The sequence below is a fragment of the Aurantibacter sp. genome, assembly GCF_039941195.1.
Taxonomy (GTDB): Bacteria; Bacteroidota; Bacteroidia; order Flavobacteriales; family Flavobacteriaceae; genus Aurantibacter_A.
Genome location: NZ_JBDVFA010000090.1, coordinates 14,576 through 28,790 on the forward strand (window position 1 = coordinate 14,576; position 14,215 = coordinate 28,790).

12 protein-coding genes are annotated in these 14,215 nt (G+C 34.3%); 5 read left to right on the forward strand and 7 right to left on the reverse strand.

Going from position 1 to position 14,215, the window contains the following annotated elements:
- Positions 1-17: 17 nt before the first annotated feature.
- Positions 18-215, reverse strand: a complete 198-nt coding sequence (locus ABJF52_RS15135) for a hypothetical protein (protein WP_348152045.1) — start codon at positions 213-215, stop codon at positions 18-20.
- Between the two features lie 101 nt (positions 216-316).
- Between ABJF52_RS15135 and ABJF52_RS15140 the strand changes: the two genes are divergently transcribed.
- Positions 317-1,630, forward strand: a complete 1,314-nt coding sequence (locus ABJF52_RS15140; RefSeq protein WP_348152048.1) for a D-alanyl-D-alanine carboxypeptidase — start codon at positions 317-319, stop codon at positions 1,628-1,630.
- A 6-nt stretch (positions 1,631-1,636) separates the two neighbouring features.
- On the opposite strand, the gene nudK is transcribed toward ABJF52_RS15140, so the two are convergent.
- Positions 1,637-2,224 (reverse strand): GDP-mannose pyrophosphatase NudK, encoded by a 588-nt coding sequence (nudK, locus tag ABJF52_RS15145; RefSeq protein WP_348152051.1) that lies wholly within the window; start codon positions 2,222-2,224, stop codon positions 1,637-1,639.
- 134 nt (positions 2,225-2,358) lie between these two features.
- On the opposite strand from nudK, the gene ABJF52_RS15150 reads away from it, so the two are divergent.
- Positions 2,359-4,092 carry an amidohydrolase gene (locus tag ABJF52_RS15150; protein ID WP_348152054.1) on the forward strand — a complete coding sequence of 578 codons (1,734 nt, stop codon included), beginning with the start codon at positions 2,359-2,361 and terminating at the stop codon, positions 4,090-4,092.
- Positions 4,093-4,098: 6 nt separating this feature from the next.
- Here the strand turns inward: ABJF52_RS15150 and ABJF52_RS15155 are convergent, their stop codons facing one another.
- The gene (locus ABJF52_RS15155) at positions 4,099-4,695 is read right to left on the reverse strand and encodes a gluconate 2-dehydrogenase subunit 3 family protein (RefSeq protein ID WP_348152057.1); all 597 of its coding nucleotides are present in this window, start codon (positions 4,693-4,695) and stop codon (positions 4,099-4,101) included.
- Positions 4,696-4,723: 28 nt separating this feature from the next.
- Positions 4,724-6,427, reverse strand: a complete 1,704-nt coding sequence (locus ABJF52_RS15160) for a GMC family oxidoreductase (RefSeq protein WP_348152060.1) — start codon at positions 6,425-6,427, stop codon at positions 4,724-4,726.
- 110 nt (positions 6,428-6,537) lie between these two features.
- Between ABJF52_RS15160 and ABJF52_RS15165 the strand changes: the two genes are divergently transcribed.
- Genes ABJF52_RS15165 through ABJF52_RS15175 form a run of 3 tightly spaced genes read left to right on the forward strand, consistent with a single transcriptional unit; the run spans position 6,538 to position 9,574 of the window.
- Positions 6,538-7,518 carry a sugar phosphate isomerase/epimerase gene (locus ABJF52_RS15165; RefSeq protein WP_348152063.1) on the forward strand — a complete coding sequence of 327 codons (981 nt, stop codon included), beginning with the start codon at positions 6,538-6,540 and terminating at the stop codon, positions 7,516-7,518.
- A 40-nt stretch (positions 7,519-7,558) separates the two neighbouring features.
- Positions 7,559-9,034, forward strand: coding sequence for a DUF5060 domain-containing protein (locus ABJF52_RS15170; RefSeq protein WP_348152066.1), 1,476 nt, complete (start codon positions 7,559-7,561; stop codon positions 9,032-9,034).
- A 15-nt stretch (positions 9,035-9,049) separates the two neighbouring features.
- A complete protein-coding gene (locus tag ABJF52_RS15175; protein ID WP_348152068.1) occupies positions 9,050-9,574 on the forward strand; it encodes a DUF3124 domain-containing protein in 525 nt (174 codons plus the stop codon).
- A gap of 11 nt (positions 9,575-9,585) precedes the next feature.
- Here ABJF52_RS15175 and ABJF52_RS15180 read toward each other — a convergent pair whose 3' ends face one another.
- The 3 genes from ABJF52_RS15180 to ABJF52_RS15190 form a co-directional block, all read right to left on the reverse strand.
- Positions 9,586-10,239, reverse strand: a complete 654-nt coding sequence (locus tag ABJF52_RS15180) for a DUF2461 domain-containing protein (RefSeq protein WP_348152071.1) — start codon at positions 10,237-10,239, stop codon at positions 9,586-9,588.
- A gap of 120 nt (positions 10,240-10,359) precedes the next feature.
- Complete coding sequence (locus ABJF52_RS15185) at positions 10,360-13,224, reverse strand: ATP-binding protein (RefSeq protein WP_348152073.1); 2,865 nt, start codon at positions 13,222-13,224, stop codon at positions 10,360-10,362.
- A gap of 191 nt (positions 13,225-13,415) precedes the next feature.
- Entirely contained in the window at positions 13,416-14,213 is a 798-nt protein-coding gene (locus ABJF52_RS15190) for a TIGR00266 family protein (protein WP_348152076.1), read from the reverse strand.
- Positions 14,214-14,215: the final 2 nt, after the last annotated feature.

The following is a 14,215-nucleotide window of genomic DNA, read 5'->3' on the forward strand; positions in this document are numbered from 1 at the left end:
TTTGCGGGTTTGTATATTTAAGCTTTTAAATAAAGTAAACTTTCGTGTAGTTCAGGTTTATCATTTAAATAAGCCTCCAACCACTGTTTCAATTCTTCAATTTCTTGGGGGAGTAATCTTGAAATCGCTTTCTGTAGTTCTTTGCGAAATAAACTTGCATCGAAACTAACCTTTTTGAGTACAGTTTTTGTGTACTCAAGCATTGCTCTAGCCATATGAAAAAGATTAAATTAGTTGTCTATCAAATTTAACTACATTCGTGCTAATTATATTGCTCCTTATACGTTAAATTTAATGTAAATTCATGTTAACACCAATGAAAGCAGTACCTTCAAGAAGTTTTACTAAAATATGCTTTAGGATAAATTTTGCATTTACAACGACTATTATTCTATTTTTTTTTGTCAGTTGTAGTAGTTCGAAAAAAATAATTTCCAAAAACATTTCGGACACCATGCAAAACGAACAAACCTCCAATTATTTTGCTGGCATTCTAATAATAGACCCGACAACGAATGATACTATTTACAAACAAAATCATCAGAAATACTTTACACCTGCGAGTAATACTAAAATATTTACGCTTTATGCATCCTTAAATTTACTTCCTGATTCTATTCCTGCTTTAAAATATATTGATGATAATAATACTACATATATAGAAGGTACTGGCGATCCGACGTTATTGCATTCTTATTTTGACAATTCTAATGTCATAAATTTCCTTAAACAGAAGGAAAAAATAGCCATACACCTTAATAATTTTGATGACACCAAATTAGGGCCTGGATGGTCTTGGCGAGATTACCAATATTACTATCAACCCGAAAGAGGTAGTTTTCCTATGTACGGTAATGTAACTACTTTATACAATGAACCAGAAAAAACAATACTTCCAAAATATTTCAGTGATAGTGTTTTAGCCATAAATGCTACTAAAAACAGAGAATTAGAGAAAAATTTATTCTACTATTCCAAGCAACGAAAAGACACTTTAGAAGTGCCCTATAAAACTAATAACACCTTAACACAAAGTCTACTAGCTTATGAAATTGGAAAAGAAATTGAATTGGCAGCGAAATTTCCACCAGGAGAAAAAAGTATTATTTACAGTGTACCCACAGATACAGTTTTAAAAAGAATGATGCACGAAAGCGATAATTTTCTTGCTGAGCAATTGTTAATTATAGGTTCTTCAGTATTATCAGACACCTTAAATAGTAATACCACAAGAGAATATGTACTTAAAGAGTTATTAAACGACCTAAAACATGAACCGCGTTGGGTAGATGGCTCAGGACTTTCGCGATACAATTTGTTTACTCCTGAATCTATGGTACAAGTATTGCAAAAAATGTATACAGAAATACCTAAAGCACGTCTTTTTGATTTTTTCCCTAAAGGAGGTGTTTCTGGCACTTTGGAAGATTGGTATCCTGGTATTGACGAACCATATATAATTGCAAAAACAGGAAGTTTAAGTAACAACCACTGCATCAGCGGCTACTTATTCACCAAGTCAGGTAAAACACTGATATTTAGCTTTATGAACAATCACTTTAGGCAATCATCCTTAGAAATTAAAAATAGAATGCAACGAATATTTGAAGAAATTAGAGACAACTACTAGGTGCCTCTATTTTCCGACCAATTTATGAATAGCTGCATATTGCAATAACATAATAGTTTTTGCATCCTTAATATCTCCTGAAGAAATCATTCTCATTGCTTTTTCAAAAGTATACTCTAAAACTTCAATATTCTCAGTTTCATCTTCGGCACCTCCGCCCTCACCTACTTTCATTTGGTCTTCGTATGCCCCAATAAATAGATATAAAATCTCGGTTACAGAACCTGGACTCATATAGGTTTCGATTACTTTTTCAACATTATCAATTCTATAACCAGTTTCTTCTTCTGTTTCTTTACGAATACAATCTTCGGGATTATCGCCATCTAAAAGTCCCGCACAAACCTCTATCATCATACCATCCTCATTACCATTAACATAGGTAGGCATTCGAAATTGCCGCGTAAGAATTACGGTGCCCTTTTTCTTATTATAGAGTAAAATTGCCGCTCCATTACCACGATCATAGGCCTCTCGATGTTGTTCTTCCCATGAGCCATCATCTTTTTGGTATTCAAAACTAAATTTGTTTAGTGTATACCAATTATCTGAAAGTAACTCTTTTTTTATATTTCTTACACGATTATTATTCATATGACCAAGGTACAAACTGCCTTTAAGGAATTCAACTACAAAGTGCTATGTTTTACTATAAACTTTTTTATATAATTCTAATTGTTTTATTAGTATCATAAATATTGTACATTAATAGCTTCTAAACCTTCCAAATGAACAAACCAAACTCTCTTTCCAGTTGTTTCCTTTTAATTATACTAATGTTTATTTCATGTTCGAACCCCGCGCAAGAAACAGGAACACTACTCATTTTTGGCGGACCTATTTACACCGTAGATTCAACACAAACTAAAGTAGAAGCCGTGGTTGCAAAAGATAGTATTATACTTTTTTCCGGTAGTTTAGAAGAAGCCGAAAAGTATAAAAACGAACAAACAAAAGTATTAGATTTAAAAGGTAAAACCATGACACCCGGTTTAATTGAAGGTCATGGTCACTTTATGGGCTTAGGTTTTAGTGCACTAGAGCTAGATTTAACGACTACCAATAGCTATGAAGAAATTGTTGCTGCTGTGGCTGAAAAAGTCAAAACTATTAAACCTGGAGAATGGATAATTGGTGCCGGTTGGCACCAAAGTAAATGGAATGTAAAACCGGAGATAATGGTAAAAGGCTTTCCAACTCATGATTTATTAAGTGCAGTTTCACCCAATAATCCCGTTTTTTTAAGTCACGTAAGTGGACATGCTGGTTTTGCAAACGCTGCGGCCATGGATATTGCAGGAATTCAAGTTTTAACAAAAGAAGGTATCGACAAATCTGCAGTAGAAGGCGGTGAAATAATAAGAGATGGATTAGGGAGACCGACAGGTATTTTTAACGAGACTGCCACAGATTTAATTTGGAAACATGTTCCTACAGATATGTACGCCCCTGAAAAAATAACTGAAGCTTTTGAGCTTGCCATTGCTGCATGCCATAAAAATGGAATCGTTGGTTTTCATGATGCGGGTATCGGAAGAGAAAACATTGCCTTTTACGAAGCCATGAAATCTGAGGGTAAATTGACCGTTCGCATGTATGCTATGATTACCGGAGGTGATATGGATTTGGTTGATGAATGGCTTGATAAGGGACCATTAATTGACCCTGACAATCGGTTAACCATACGTTCGATAAAATTAAATTGCGATGGGGCCTTGGGTTCACGAGGTGCATGGCTATTAGAAGAGTATACGGACCAACATGGTCACTTTGGTCATGAAACACTACCCATGGAAGTTGTAAAAGAAACAGCTTTAAAAGGATTAAAAAATGGATTTCAAGTTTGCTCTCATGCAATTGGGGATCGCGCAAATCGCGAAATACTAGATCGTTACGAATCGGCATTTAAAGATCTACCTGAAGCATCTAAAGATCATCGATTTCGTATAGAACACGCGCAACATTTGCATCCAGATGACATTCCACGTTTTGCAGAACTTAGTGTAATACCAGCAATGCAAGCGGTACACATGTCGTCAGATAGACCTTGGGCCATAGACCGTTTGGGAGAAAAACGAATTAAAGAAGGTGCTTATATGTGGCAGGCATTATTAAAAAGCGGTATTCCTATAGTAAATGGCACAGACGTACCCGTTGAACCATTAAATCCGATTGCGAGTTTGTATGCCAGTATTAGTCGTAAAACTTTAAAAGGTACTCCGGAAGGTGGCTATGAACCCGAACAAAAAATGACTCGAGAACAAGCCTTAAGATCTTACACCTTAGATGCTGCTTACGGTGCTTTTGAAGAAAATATAAAAGGTTCTATTACTAAAGGAAAACTTGCGGACTTTACGATTTACAATCAGGATATTATGACAATACCTGAAGATGAATTTTTAAAAACTGAAATAGCCATGACAATATTCAATGGTGATATTGTATACACGAAAGAAGAGTAGTATTTATTACCCCAAACTCCATTTATTACCCACCTCAGCAACAGGTTTACAAGGTTCGTATTTACCTGGCACTGGATCATAACTCAATACATTTTCTCCAATCTCTTCAGAAGTTAAGTATGCGCCAATAGCCATTGCTTTTAAAGATCTATAAAAACCAATTGGCTCTTGTTCACCAACAGTTTTTCCCCATACGCCCCGACTAAATTTACCCGAAGTAGTCTCTGCATTTTTTAATACTTTAATTCGGTCTGCTTCAGTTAAACTTGGAAAAATATCACCATAATCAGCTTTACAAGCTTCATTGAATTCAGCAATATTATCACGCATTTCTTGCTGGCCTTTTTCATCATAACCTTTAGCAATTACCGTATCAATAAAAAGGTCGACTTTCATATCCAACGCTCCTGGAGTTGCTGTCTTTGGAAGTATCATATCTACTAAAATGGAAATGGTATTAGCCTCAATTACTGTAAAAAAAAGCGGTTGCCAACTCAATCGCGGCTCGTCTTTACATGCCTGTAATAGTGAAAAAATTGAAGGCATAGCAATAGCCGCTCCTGCAAATAAACCCGTTTTCTTAAGTGCTTTTCTTCTATCCATAATTTGTAATGTTGCAAACCAGTTATTACTAGCCTAAGTTTTGTTTTTTTAATTCTGAAACTGCGTGGTTAACTGCTCTCGCTGTCAAAGCCATATAGGTCAACGACGGATTCACGCATGATGACGAAGTCATACAAGCACCATCAGTCACAAATACATTCTTAGCTGCATGTACTTGATTAAATTCATTTAATACCGATGTTTTAGGATCACGCCCCATTCTGGCCGTACCCATCTCGTGCACGCCAAACCCAGGTGGATGTTCTTCATCAAAGCCTAACACATTCCTTAATCCAGCTTTTTCAAGCATTTCAACAGCGTCTTCTTGAATCTGCTTATTAGCAGCTTTCTCGTTTGCTTTAAATTCGGCATCAATAGTTAACGTAGGTTGTCCCCATTTATCAAGCACCTCTGTATTTAAACTTATTTTGTTATCGTGATACGGCAGACATTCTGCAAAACCTGTTATAAAAAATTCCCACGGACCTGGTTTTAAAATACTATCCTTATAATCAGCACCAAAATCTTCAATATTGGCCGCATTTCCACCACGATAACCACCACCTTGAAACCCGAATCCTCTCAAAAACTTATCATTTTTAGACTTCTCATCAATATTCCAATAACGAGGAATATATATTCCGTTTGGCCTTCTACCTTTATAATATTTATCTTCAAAACCTTCAAAACTACCTATTGCACCTACTCTATAAGTGTGATCCATAAGGTTATGACCTAATTCTCCACTATCATTTCCTAAACCATTTTCGAAACGACTAGATGTAGAGTTCAATAATATTTGCGTAGTGCTCAAAGCTGATGCGTTAACGAAAATAATTTTTGCAGAATATTCAATAGCCTCATTGGTTTCAGCATCAATAATTCTTACACCTGTGGCCTTCCCTTTTTTCTCGTCATACACCAATGATTGCACAATTGAAAATGGTCGTATGGTTAAGTTACCTGTAGCATTTGCTGGTGGCAAGGTAACCGCATTGGAACTAAAATAAGCGCCAAATGGACAACCTCTACTGCATCTATTTCGGTTCTGGCATTGTCCTCTTCCGTTATGTGGCACCGTTAAGTGTGCACAACGCCCAATAGTCATATTCCTGCCAGGAAAATCTTTTTCTATTCTTTCTTTTACATGCTTCTCCACACAATTTAATTCCATTGGTGGCAAAAAATGACTATCGGGTAATTGTGGTAATCCTAAGGCTTCACCACTAATTCCAGCAAACTTCTCAACATAAGTATACCAAGGCTCAATATCTTTATAACGAATTGGCCAATCTACACCATAACCATCTTTCGCATTAGCTTCAAAATCTAAATCACTCCAGCGATAGGTTTGCTTACCCCATAATAATGACTTTCCTCCCATTTGATGTCCTCGCAACCAAAGAAATGGTTTTTCTTCAGTGTATGGGTTTGCTGCATCATCTGCCCAAAAATGTTCTGTATCGGTACCAATCCATCCTGAACGAATTGCTTTATAGTGCTTTTCTTTTTGATCAGGAGTAAGTCCACCACGCAATTCCGTATCCCAGGGGTCTAAATTCATTGTAGGGTAATCCACAACGTGTTCTACTATTTTACCACGTTCTAACACGAGCGTTTTTAAACCTTTTTCGCAAAGTTCTTTTGCTGCCCATCCGCCACTAATTCCTGATCCAACAACAATTGCATCGTATGTTGTTTCCTTTTGAGCATCTATATTATAGTTTGCCATTAATTGTACATTGATTAAGTTTTCAAGGTATGAATTTATAAGAATAAGAATGTTCTTTCTTTAAAAAGAAAATAGGTCTTATCTTTAATCAAAACAATAAAAACCACAAATTGATAAATAGAATAACGCGGAGAAAAGCAATAACTACAAGTCTTAAAGTTTCGCTCGCAGCCCTTAGCGGATATGCTTTTACATCGAATTCAAAAACACAGATAGCAGTCAGTAAGAAATTAATTTCTAACAAATTACCTATTCGAATAAGCCTCAACACATCTACTTTATTGCATTATAAATTGCCTGTTGACGTTCAAATTGATATGGTTGCCGAGGCTGGATTTAAAGGCATTGAATTATGGATGCGAGACATTCAAAAGTATTTGGAAAACGGTGGTACCGCTAAGCAACTAAAAATTAAATTAAAAGAAAGTTCACTTGTATTAGAAAATATTATAGGGTTTTCTAAATGGTGCAGTGACGATGCGTTAGAAAGAAAAAAAGCACTAGAACAGTTAGCTGAAGAAATGAAAATTATTGCAGCTATAGGAGGTAAATTTATTGCCGCTCCTGTTCAAGGGATAACCGAAATAGACCCAAACAAATACAACGAATATGCGAAGCGTTATAATGCTATATTAGAATTAGGTGATCAAACAGGTGTAACACCAATTATAGAATTATGGGGTATGGGTGCTTTAAATAAGATTGCAGATTGCGCTCAAATTACAATAGCCACAGGACACCCCAAAGCAACTATGCTTTTAGACTTCTATCATGTGTATCGTGGCGGAAATGATTGGGACACTATAGATGTACTTAATGCAGGACGAATGCCGGTAATGCATATTAATGATTATCCAGCAGCACCATCTTATGAAAAATTAAAAGATGCTGATCGTATTTTCCCAGGTGATGGTATTTGTCCGTTTAATGAAGTAATACCTAAATTATGCGAAGCAGGATTTCGAGGAGGTTTTTCAGTTGAATTATTTAATAAAGGGTATTGGAATACTATGGATGCTAAAACACTATTAAAAACCTGCTATGAAAAAACACATGCTACCGTCGAAAAAGCGCTCTCGAACAGGAATTAATGTGATAGCACCAAATACGTTTAAAACAATTTAAAAAGCTATGAATAAGCTAAGTTTCATTTTATTTTTTTTCTTCACCATAAATTTATGCGCCGCGGAGCGATGGGGAGTTTTTGAAATTGAATTGAAAGGTCCTAAAACAGAAAATCCTTTTATAGATATTTGGGTAAGTGCGGAATTCAAGTATAAAAACCAGATTTATTATGTCGATGGATTTTATGATGGAAACCAAACTTATAAAATTCGATTTATGCCCGAATTTGAGGGCGAATGGACCTATACCATAAAAAGCAATTCAAATAAGATTAAGGCTAAGCATGGTAGCTTTATTTGTACGCCGCCCACACCCGATAACCACGGTCGGGTAAAAATTAGAGACACGTATCATTTCGGTTATGACGATGGCACACCTTTTTATCCTGTAGGGACAACAGCCTATTCATGGATACATCAAGAGAACGACTTAATTAAAGAAACCCTAAACACTTTAAAGAAGAATACATTCAATAAAATAAGAATGACGGTTATGCCCAAGTACTATGGCAAGTATGTATCTAATGAACCTCCATTTTATCCTTTTGAAGGTTCTGAAGAAAAAGGGTGGAAAAGAGATAGATTTAATGTAGATTTTTTTAAGCATCTAGAAAATCAGGTAATAGCTTTATTAGAATTAAATATTCAAGCAGATATTATTCTATTTCATCCTTATGATAAGTGGGGATTTAGCAAAGGTAGTATTGAAGAAAATCAATTATACCTTAAGTATTTAATTGCAAGATTAGGTGCATATAGAAATGTTTGGTGGAGTATGGCTAATGAATATGATATAATGAACAAACCAGATTCTGAGTGGGAGATTTATTTTAAAACAATTTTAAATGCAGACCCTTCAAATCACTTAAAATCTATACACAATGGTAAGGGGTGGTATAATCATTCCAAACCATGGATAACCCACCTAAGCGTACAAACCCCTTTTCTTGAAAAAACTCAGGAATGGCGAGAAACCTATAACAAACCTGTAATTAATGATGAATTTGTTTATGAGGGTAATATACCTTTCGACTGGGGAAATCTTACAGCAGAAGAAACTGTTCTTAGGTTTTGGACCTTATACACAAGAGGTGGTTATGGCTCTCACGGAGAAACTTATGTGCATCCTGAAAACATTTTATGGTGGGCAAAAGGGGGAAAACTCTATGGAAAAAGCCCGGAGCGAATTGCTTTTTTTCATCAAATTATGAAAGAGGCTCCAGAAGTTGACTTGGTTCCTTTACACACCGAATGGAATAAAGCTATGGAACTCTATAAAAAAGATGATTATTATCTTTATTATTACGGCAACAGTCAGCAAGCGAGTGCCATTATAAAATTACCAGAAGATAAAAAGTATATTATAGAGGTAATAGACACATGGAACATGACCATAAGTAAATTAGATAAATTATATTCAGGCACTATCGAAATTGAGTTACCTCAAAAACCGTACATGGCTATTCGTGCTCGCGTAAATTAAATTAATAAAATACGAATGATAAAAAACATAACTAAAGTTACATTTCTTTTACTTGCGATTCTAGCAGTGCAATCCTGTACAGATAGTCAGCAAAATAAATTGCATGAAGAACATTTTAAAGGGCTTCAAATAGATAAAATACCTGCTGGTGTGCACTACAACGACACCACATATGTTCCCATATATTCTGAGATTTATATTAAAACAAAAAATATAAGGTTCAATTTAACAGCTACTTTAAGCCTGCGTAATACAAGTTTAAAACATACAATATATGTAAGTGAGGTAGACTATTATAATTCCTTTGGAGAAAAAACAAAGAGTTTTTTAACCAAACCAATTGCATTAAAACCTTTGCAAACAGCTGAATATGTTATTGATGAAAGCGACACTAGCGGAGGTGCTGGAGCTAACTTTATTGTTAATTGGGGTTCTAAAAGTGATGTCGTTAAACCAATTTTTCAAGGCGTAATGATATCCACACAAGGACAACAAGGTGTTTCATTTACCACAAAAGGAGTTTCTATAAGTAATCGGTAATTAAAATTTTATTAAACCGAAATTGCTTTTTTCAAATACCGTCTAAATGGAAGCATTTCATTGTAAACATTTATCACCTTTTTCTCAAAATCGGGTTTAAAAATTTCCTGAGTAGAAAATTCTGTAGCTACGGCAAAAGTTTTATTCCGCAATAAATCGATATGTATATGATCATTTGAAAATCCTTTTGGTGCCTTTGTTAGTTTCACATCTTCATAAAGTCCACCAAAGGTTTCTTTAAATGATTTTTTATTTAATATTTTCTTAAGTTCTTCCCCATCATAATCAATAGCATCTCTAATACTGCGTAAACGTTTTGGATCTGGCCTCCAAAGTCCACCAGCAAAAATGCAACGTTCAATACCAATCTCTATATAGAAATCTCCAGAGTTTGGACGCTTATCTAATCCAGCCCCAAAATGGTCTTTATAGATTGGTTTATTAGGGTGAAACATTAAATTATTATTGATACGGTTAATTCCTTTTTTACCTGGGGTATCATAATATTCGTCATCAATAGCAGATAGTCTATTATTCATGCTATCTAGCCAACCAATAAAATCATTACGGACTTCTTTATACCATTTACGGTTTAAATCCATCCATTCTTTATTATTATTTTTTAGAAGTTCTTTAAGAAAGTTGATTTGATTTTTGAAATTCATTAATTGAAGCGGATTAATTACTTCCTTGTGGATTCGCAATAGACTATTAAATGAACTAAATTAATAAATACAAAACTGAAAACACTTCATATACTATTTAAAGAAGCAAATCTTGTTAATCTAATTAATCTCACTTGGTGCAGAATGAAATTCCTTTTTAAAGGCACGACTAAACCAGGAAGGGTCGTTAAAACCTGTCTCATAGGCAATTTCAGAAACACTTTTATCTGTAGTTAAAATCAATTCTTTTGCTTTTTGCAAACGAACTAATCGAATAAAAATCGCGGTTGATTTATCGGTGATAGTTTTTAGTTTCCTATAAATTTGAGATTCGCTTAAACCCATATTTTCAGCCAATTGGACTGACCCAAAATCACTATTCTCTAAATTTTCATGTATGTTTTTAATAATCCGTTGTAAAAATTTAGTTTGTGGATGTTCAACAGGTTCTTTTAATACCGATGAAAAGCCTTTATTTTCGAGTTTATGAATAAGCTTTTTTCTAACTAATAGCAATTGATCTAAACGAGTAAATAATTCAACCTTATTAAAAGGCTTTGCTAAATAAGCATCTGCACCACAACCTAATCCTGTCAACCTATCTTCTGTAGTAATTTTCGCAGTTAAAATTATAATGGGAATATGATCAGTACGTTGATCAGACTTTAAAGTTTCGCAAACTTCGAAGCCATCTTTACCTGGCATCATAACATCAGAAATAATAATATCTGGTATTTTTTCAAAAGCAGTAGCTATTCCTAAAACACCATTTTCAGCATGAATTATTCTGTATTTTCCGTTCAAACATGTTTTAATATAATGTGCAACATCAAAATTATCTTCAATAACAAGAACTAAAGGAGTTCCGTTATTAGCTTCAAAAATGGGTGTTTCATTTTTTATAACCGCTACAGGTTGTTGCACAAACTCATCCAATTCAAAAGAAGTATTTTCAATAGTTAATGCATTGTTTGTAATAGGAATCTCCATCGTAAATGTACTTCCTTGCCCTAATTCACTAGCTACAGATATTGTACCATTCATAAGTTCTACAAATTCTTTAACTAACGAAAGTCCAATTCCTGTACCTTCATAATCTCTTGAAATAGAACTATTTACTTGATAAAAACGATTGAATAATTGTTCTTGTTCTTTTTCAGCTAAACCAATGCCATTATCTTTTACTTTAATTACAAAAATTTTCTTCCCTTTCACTTCTAATTTATTCAGATGTACTATTACTTTTCCACCTTCGTTCGTAAATTTAACAGCATTAGATAGTAAGTTAGAGATAATAGAAGAAAGGATATGGGTGTCTACATCCATATACAAGCTATCTATTTCAGAGTATACAACGAGATTAATTTTTTTAGTTTCTGCTAACGAGTGAAAACTCTCGCTCACGTATTTTACAAAAGGCACCACATCGGTTTGTATTACCTTTAAGGTTAATGAACCACTTTCCACTTTAGCCAAATCTAATAACTCGTTAACCAAACCTAAAACATTCTTAGCATTACGCTGAATCATTTCTAACGATTCGTTTATACTACTTTTTGTTGCGGTTGTATAATTTATTTTTATGGTTTCTACCATACCAAGAATAACGGTTAAAGGGGTGCGAAATTCATGAGTTATATTAGCAAACATTTTTGATTTTTGCAGATTAAGTTCTTCCAATTGATCTCTTTCAAAAGCCTTTTTATATTGAATTTTATCTAAATATGAAAAGACTGTGATAAACAAAATACTCTCCAGCGTTACAATAGGCATAAGAATAAACGTATTGTCGAACAAAATCACAAAAAAGTTACCTATAATAAGCAATAGGCTTCCGATTAAGATAAGTGTGGTAGCCAACAATCTTTTAGTATACATCATATACGTTATAAGAACAGCGTTCATCGCCACCATCAAATAAATCTGAATGTCGATAATTATTTCGTGGTACTTATTGTATGGAAAAAATACTATAAGGGTAAAATAACCAATACAGAAAAGAATCTGAGCATTTAAAAATCCTAAATAGTACGGCAATAATTTTGGATAATTTCTACGAACATTTACAAAATAAAAAGTAAACAACGCATGAAAAAAAGTACCAAAAACAGCACCCATTTGATTTAAATAAAAGTACAAATGCGGGTGCCAATCGGCCAATAATTCTTGAAAAATAAAAATCCTATGAATTGTATTTATTCCCAAGAAAAAGAGATAAGCCGCGTATAGTAAATAATATAAAGTATTGGTTAAAAAATATCGAATCACTGCAAATAGAAACACCGAAAATATGATACCAAAAAGGGTATAGAACCAAAAATCATATACTTTATTATTCCGGTATCTATTTTTACCTTCAGTTGACAACAAATAAGGTGTAGCATTGTGCAAACTAACTTTTACAGGTTCGTAGAGTGCATTAAGTCCAAAAATAGTCATCGGTTTATTTTTTATATAAAACGGACGTTCAAAATCTATTTTTTCGTCTTCTAAAAACAACCGACTTAAATCATTAAGAGATGTACTTTTCTCTTTCTTAATACTGCGACCCATTGCATACACTGTATACAATCCATTTTTATTAGGTACGTATAATTTTAAATTATCCGCGGTACCCAATTGTATTTCATAATATTCGGCAGAGACTTGAAGCTTTAATTCATTTAATGAAAAGCGAGACCAATAGTGATAGCCCATTCGCTCAACTGCCACTTCTTGATTATCAAAAGTAATTTTTTCAATATCGGAGAATTGCAAGTACGGGTTAGACTCGATATCACTAGCATATTCTGGAAAAATCTCGGTATAGGTAAGAATTGAATCATTACTAGTGTTTTGCTGAATGGCAATCTCAGAACCTACATTAAGATTTGACGAAGAATATGGACCAATACACAGACCAATAATAACCAATATAAATACTAAGCCCAATATTAAGGCAGACCGTTTTAAAAGGTTAGTAGGCCAAAAATGATGATATCTCATTTGCGGAAATAATCAAGAATACGCATTAAAGTAACACAATATATTCTTTTCCGTATCAATATAACTTATAGTTGTACCTATGGTACAATATCGTGTGTATTATGAAAAAACAAGTTTATGGTTTACACACGTTTAAATCAGGATAGACTTTTTAGGTAAATAAAATTTAGAATTACTGAAGCGTATTATTGCTAAAAACGATTATCACCACCCACTATATCGCCGATAGTTCCGAGAAGACTTCCTTCTCCTTTATCTTTTCCGCCTCGGGGAATAGAAGCCAAAACACGACCAGCTAGTCTACTAAATGGCAGCGATTGAATATACACTGTACCAGGTCCGCGTAGTGTAGCAAAGAAAAGGCCTTCACCTCCAAAAACCGTATTTTTAATACCTCCAACAAATTCAATATCGTAATCTACTGTTTGCGAAAAACCGACAATGCAACCCGTATCCACTTTTAAAACTTCGCCCGCAGCAAGTTCTTTTTTCGCCATAGTTCCGCCAGCATGAACAAATGCCATTCCATCACCTTCGAGCTTTTGCATAATAAATCCTTCCCCACCAAAAAGACCTCGACCTAACTTTTTTGAAAATTCAATTCCGACAGAAACACCTTGTGCCGCACATAAAAAAGCATCTTTCTGACAAATAAATTTTCCATTTTTTTCGGATAAATCTATGGGTAGAATTTTACCAGGATAGGGTGATGCAAAACTCACTTGTTTTTTCCCTTGACCGATATTTAAAAATGCGGTCATAAATAGACTTTCACCAGTAAGCATACGTTTACCTGCCGAAAACATTTTTCCTAGAATACCTTTCTCTTGATTAGATCCATCACCAAAAATGGTATCCATTTTAATACCCGAATCCATCATCATAAAACTTCCAGCTTCTGCTACTACAGCTTCTTGCGGGTCGAGTTCTATTTCGACGTATTGCATTTCTTCTCCAAATATTTGATAGTCTATTTCGTGTGCGTTCATAG

Excerpts from the sequence above, each read along its gene's own strand:
- ABJF52_RS15135 (WP_348152045.1), bottom strand. The coding sequence starts at position 215 with ATGGCTAGAGCAATGCTTGAGTACACAAAAACTGTACTCAAAAAGGTT.
- ABJF52_RS15140 (WP_348152048.1), top strand. The coding sequence starts at position 317 with ATGAAAGCAGTACCTTCAAGAAGTTTTACTAAAATATGCTTTAGGATA.
- nudK (WP_348152051.1), bottom strand. The coding sequence starts at position 2,224 with ATGAATAATAATCGTGTAAGAAATATAAAAAAAGAGTTACTTTCAGAT.
- ABJF52_RS15150 (WP_348152054.1), top strand. The coding sequence starts at position 2,359 with ATGAACAAACCAAACTCTCTTTCCAGTTGTTTCCTTTTAATTATACTA.
- ABJF52_RS15155 (WP_348152057.1), bottom strand. The coding sequence starts at position 4,695 with ATGGATAGAAGAAAAGCACTTAAGAAAACGGGTTTATTTGCAGGAGCG.
- ABJF52_RS15160 (WP_348152060.1), bottom strand. The coding sequence starts at position 6,427 with ATGGCAAACTATAATATAGATGCTCAAAAGGAAACAACATACGATGCA.
- ABJF52_RS15170 (WP_348152066.1), top strand. The coding sequence starts at position 7,559 with ATGAATAAGCTAAGTTTCATTTTATTTTTTTTCTTCACCATAAATTTA.
- ABJF52_RS15175 (WP_348152068.1), top strand. The coding sequence starts at position 9,050 with ATGATAAAAAACATAACTAAAGTTACATTTCTTTTACTTGCGATTCTA.
- ABJF52_RS15180 (WP_348152071.1), bottom strand. The coding sequence starts at position 10,239 with ATGAATTTCAAAAATCAAATCAACTTTCTTAAAGAACTTCTAAAAAAT.
- ABJF52_RS15185 (WP_348152073.1), bottom strand. The coding sequence starts at position 13,224 with ATGAGATATCATCATTTTTGGCCTACTAACCTTTTAAAACGGTCTGCC.
- ABJF52_RS15190 (WP_348152076.1), bottom strand. The coding sequence starts at position 14,213 with ATGAACGCACACGAAATAGACTATCAAATATTTGGAGAAGAAATGCAA.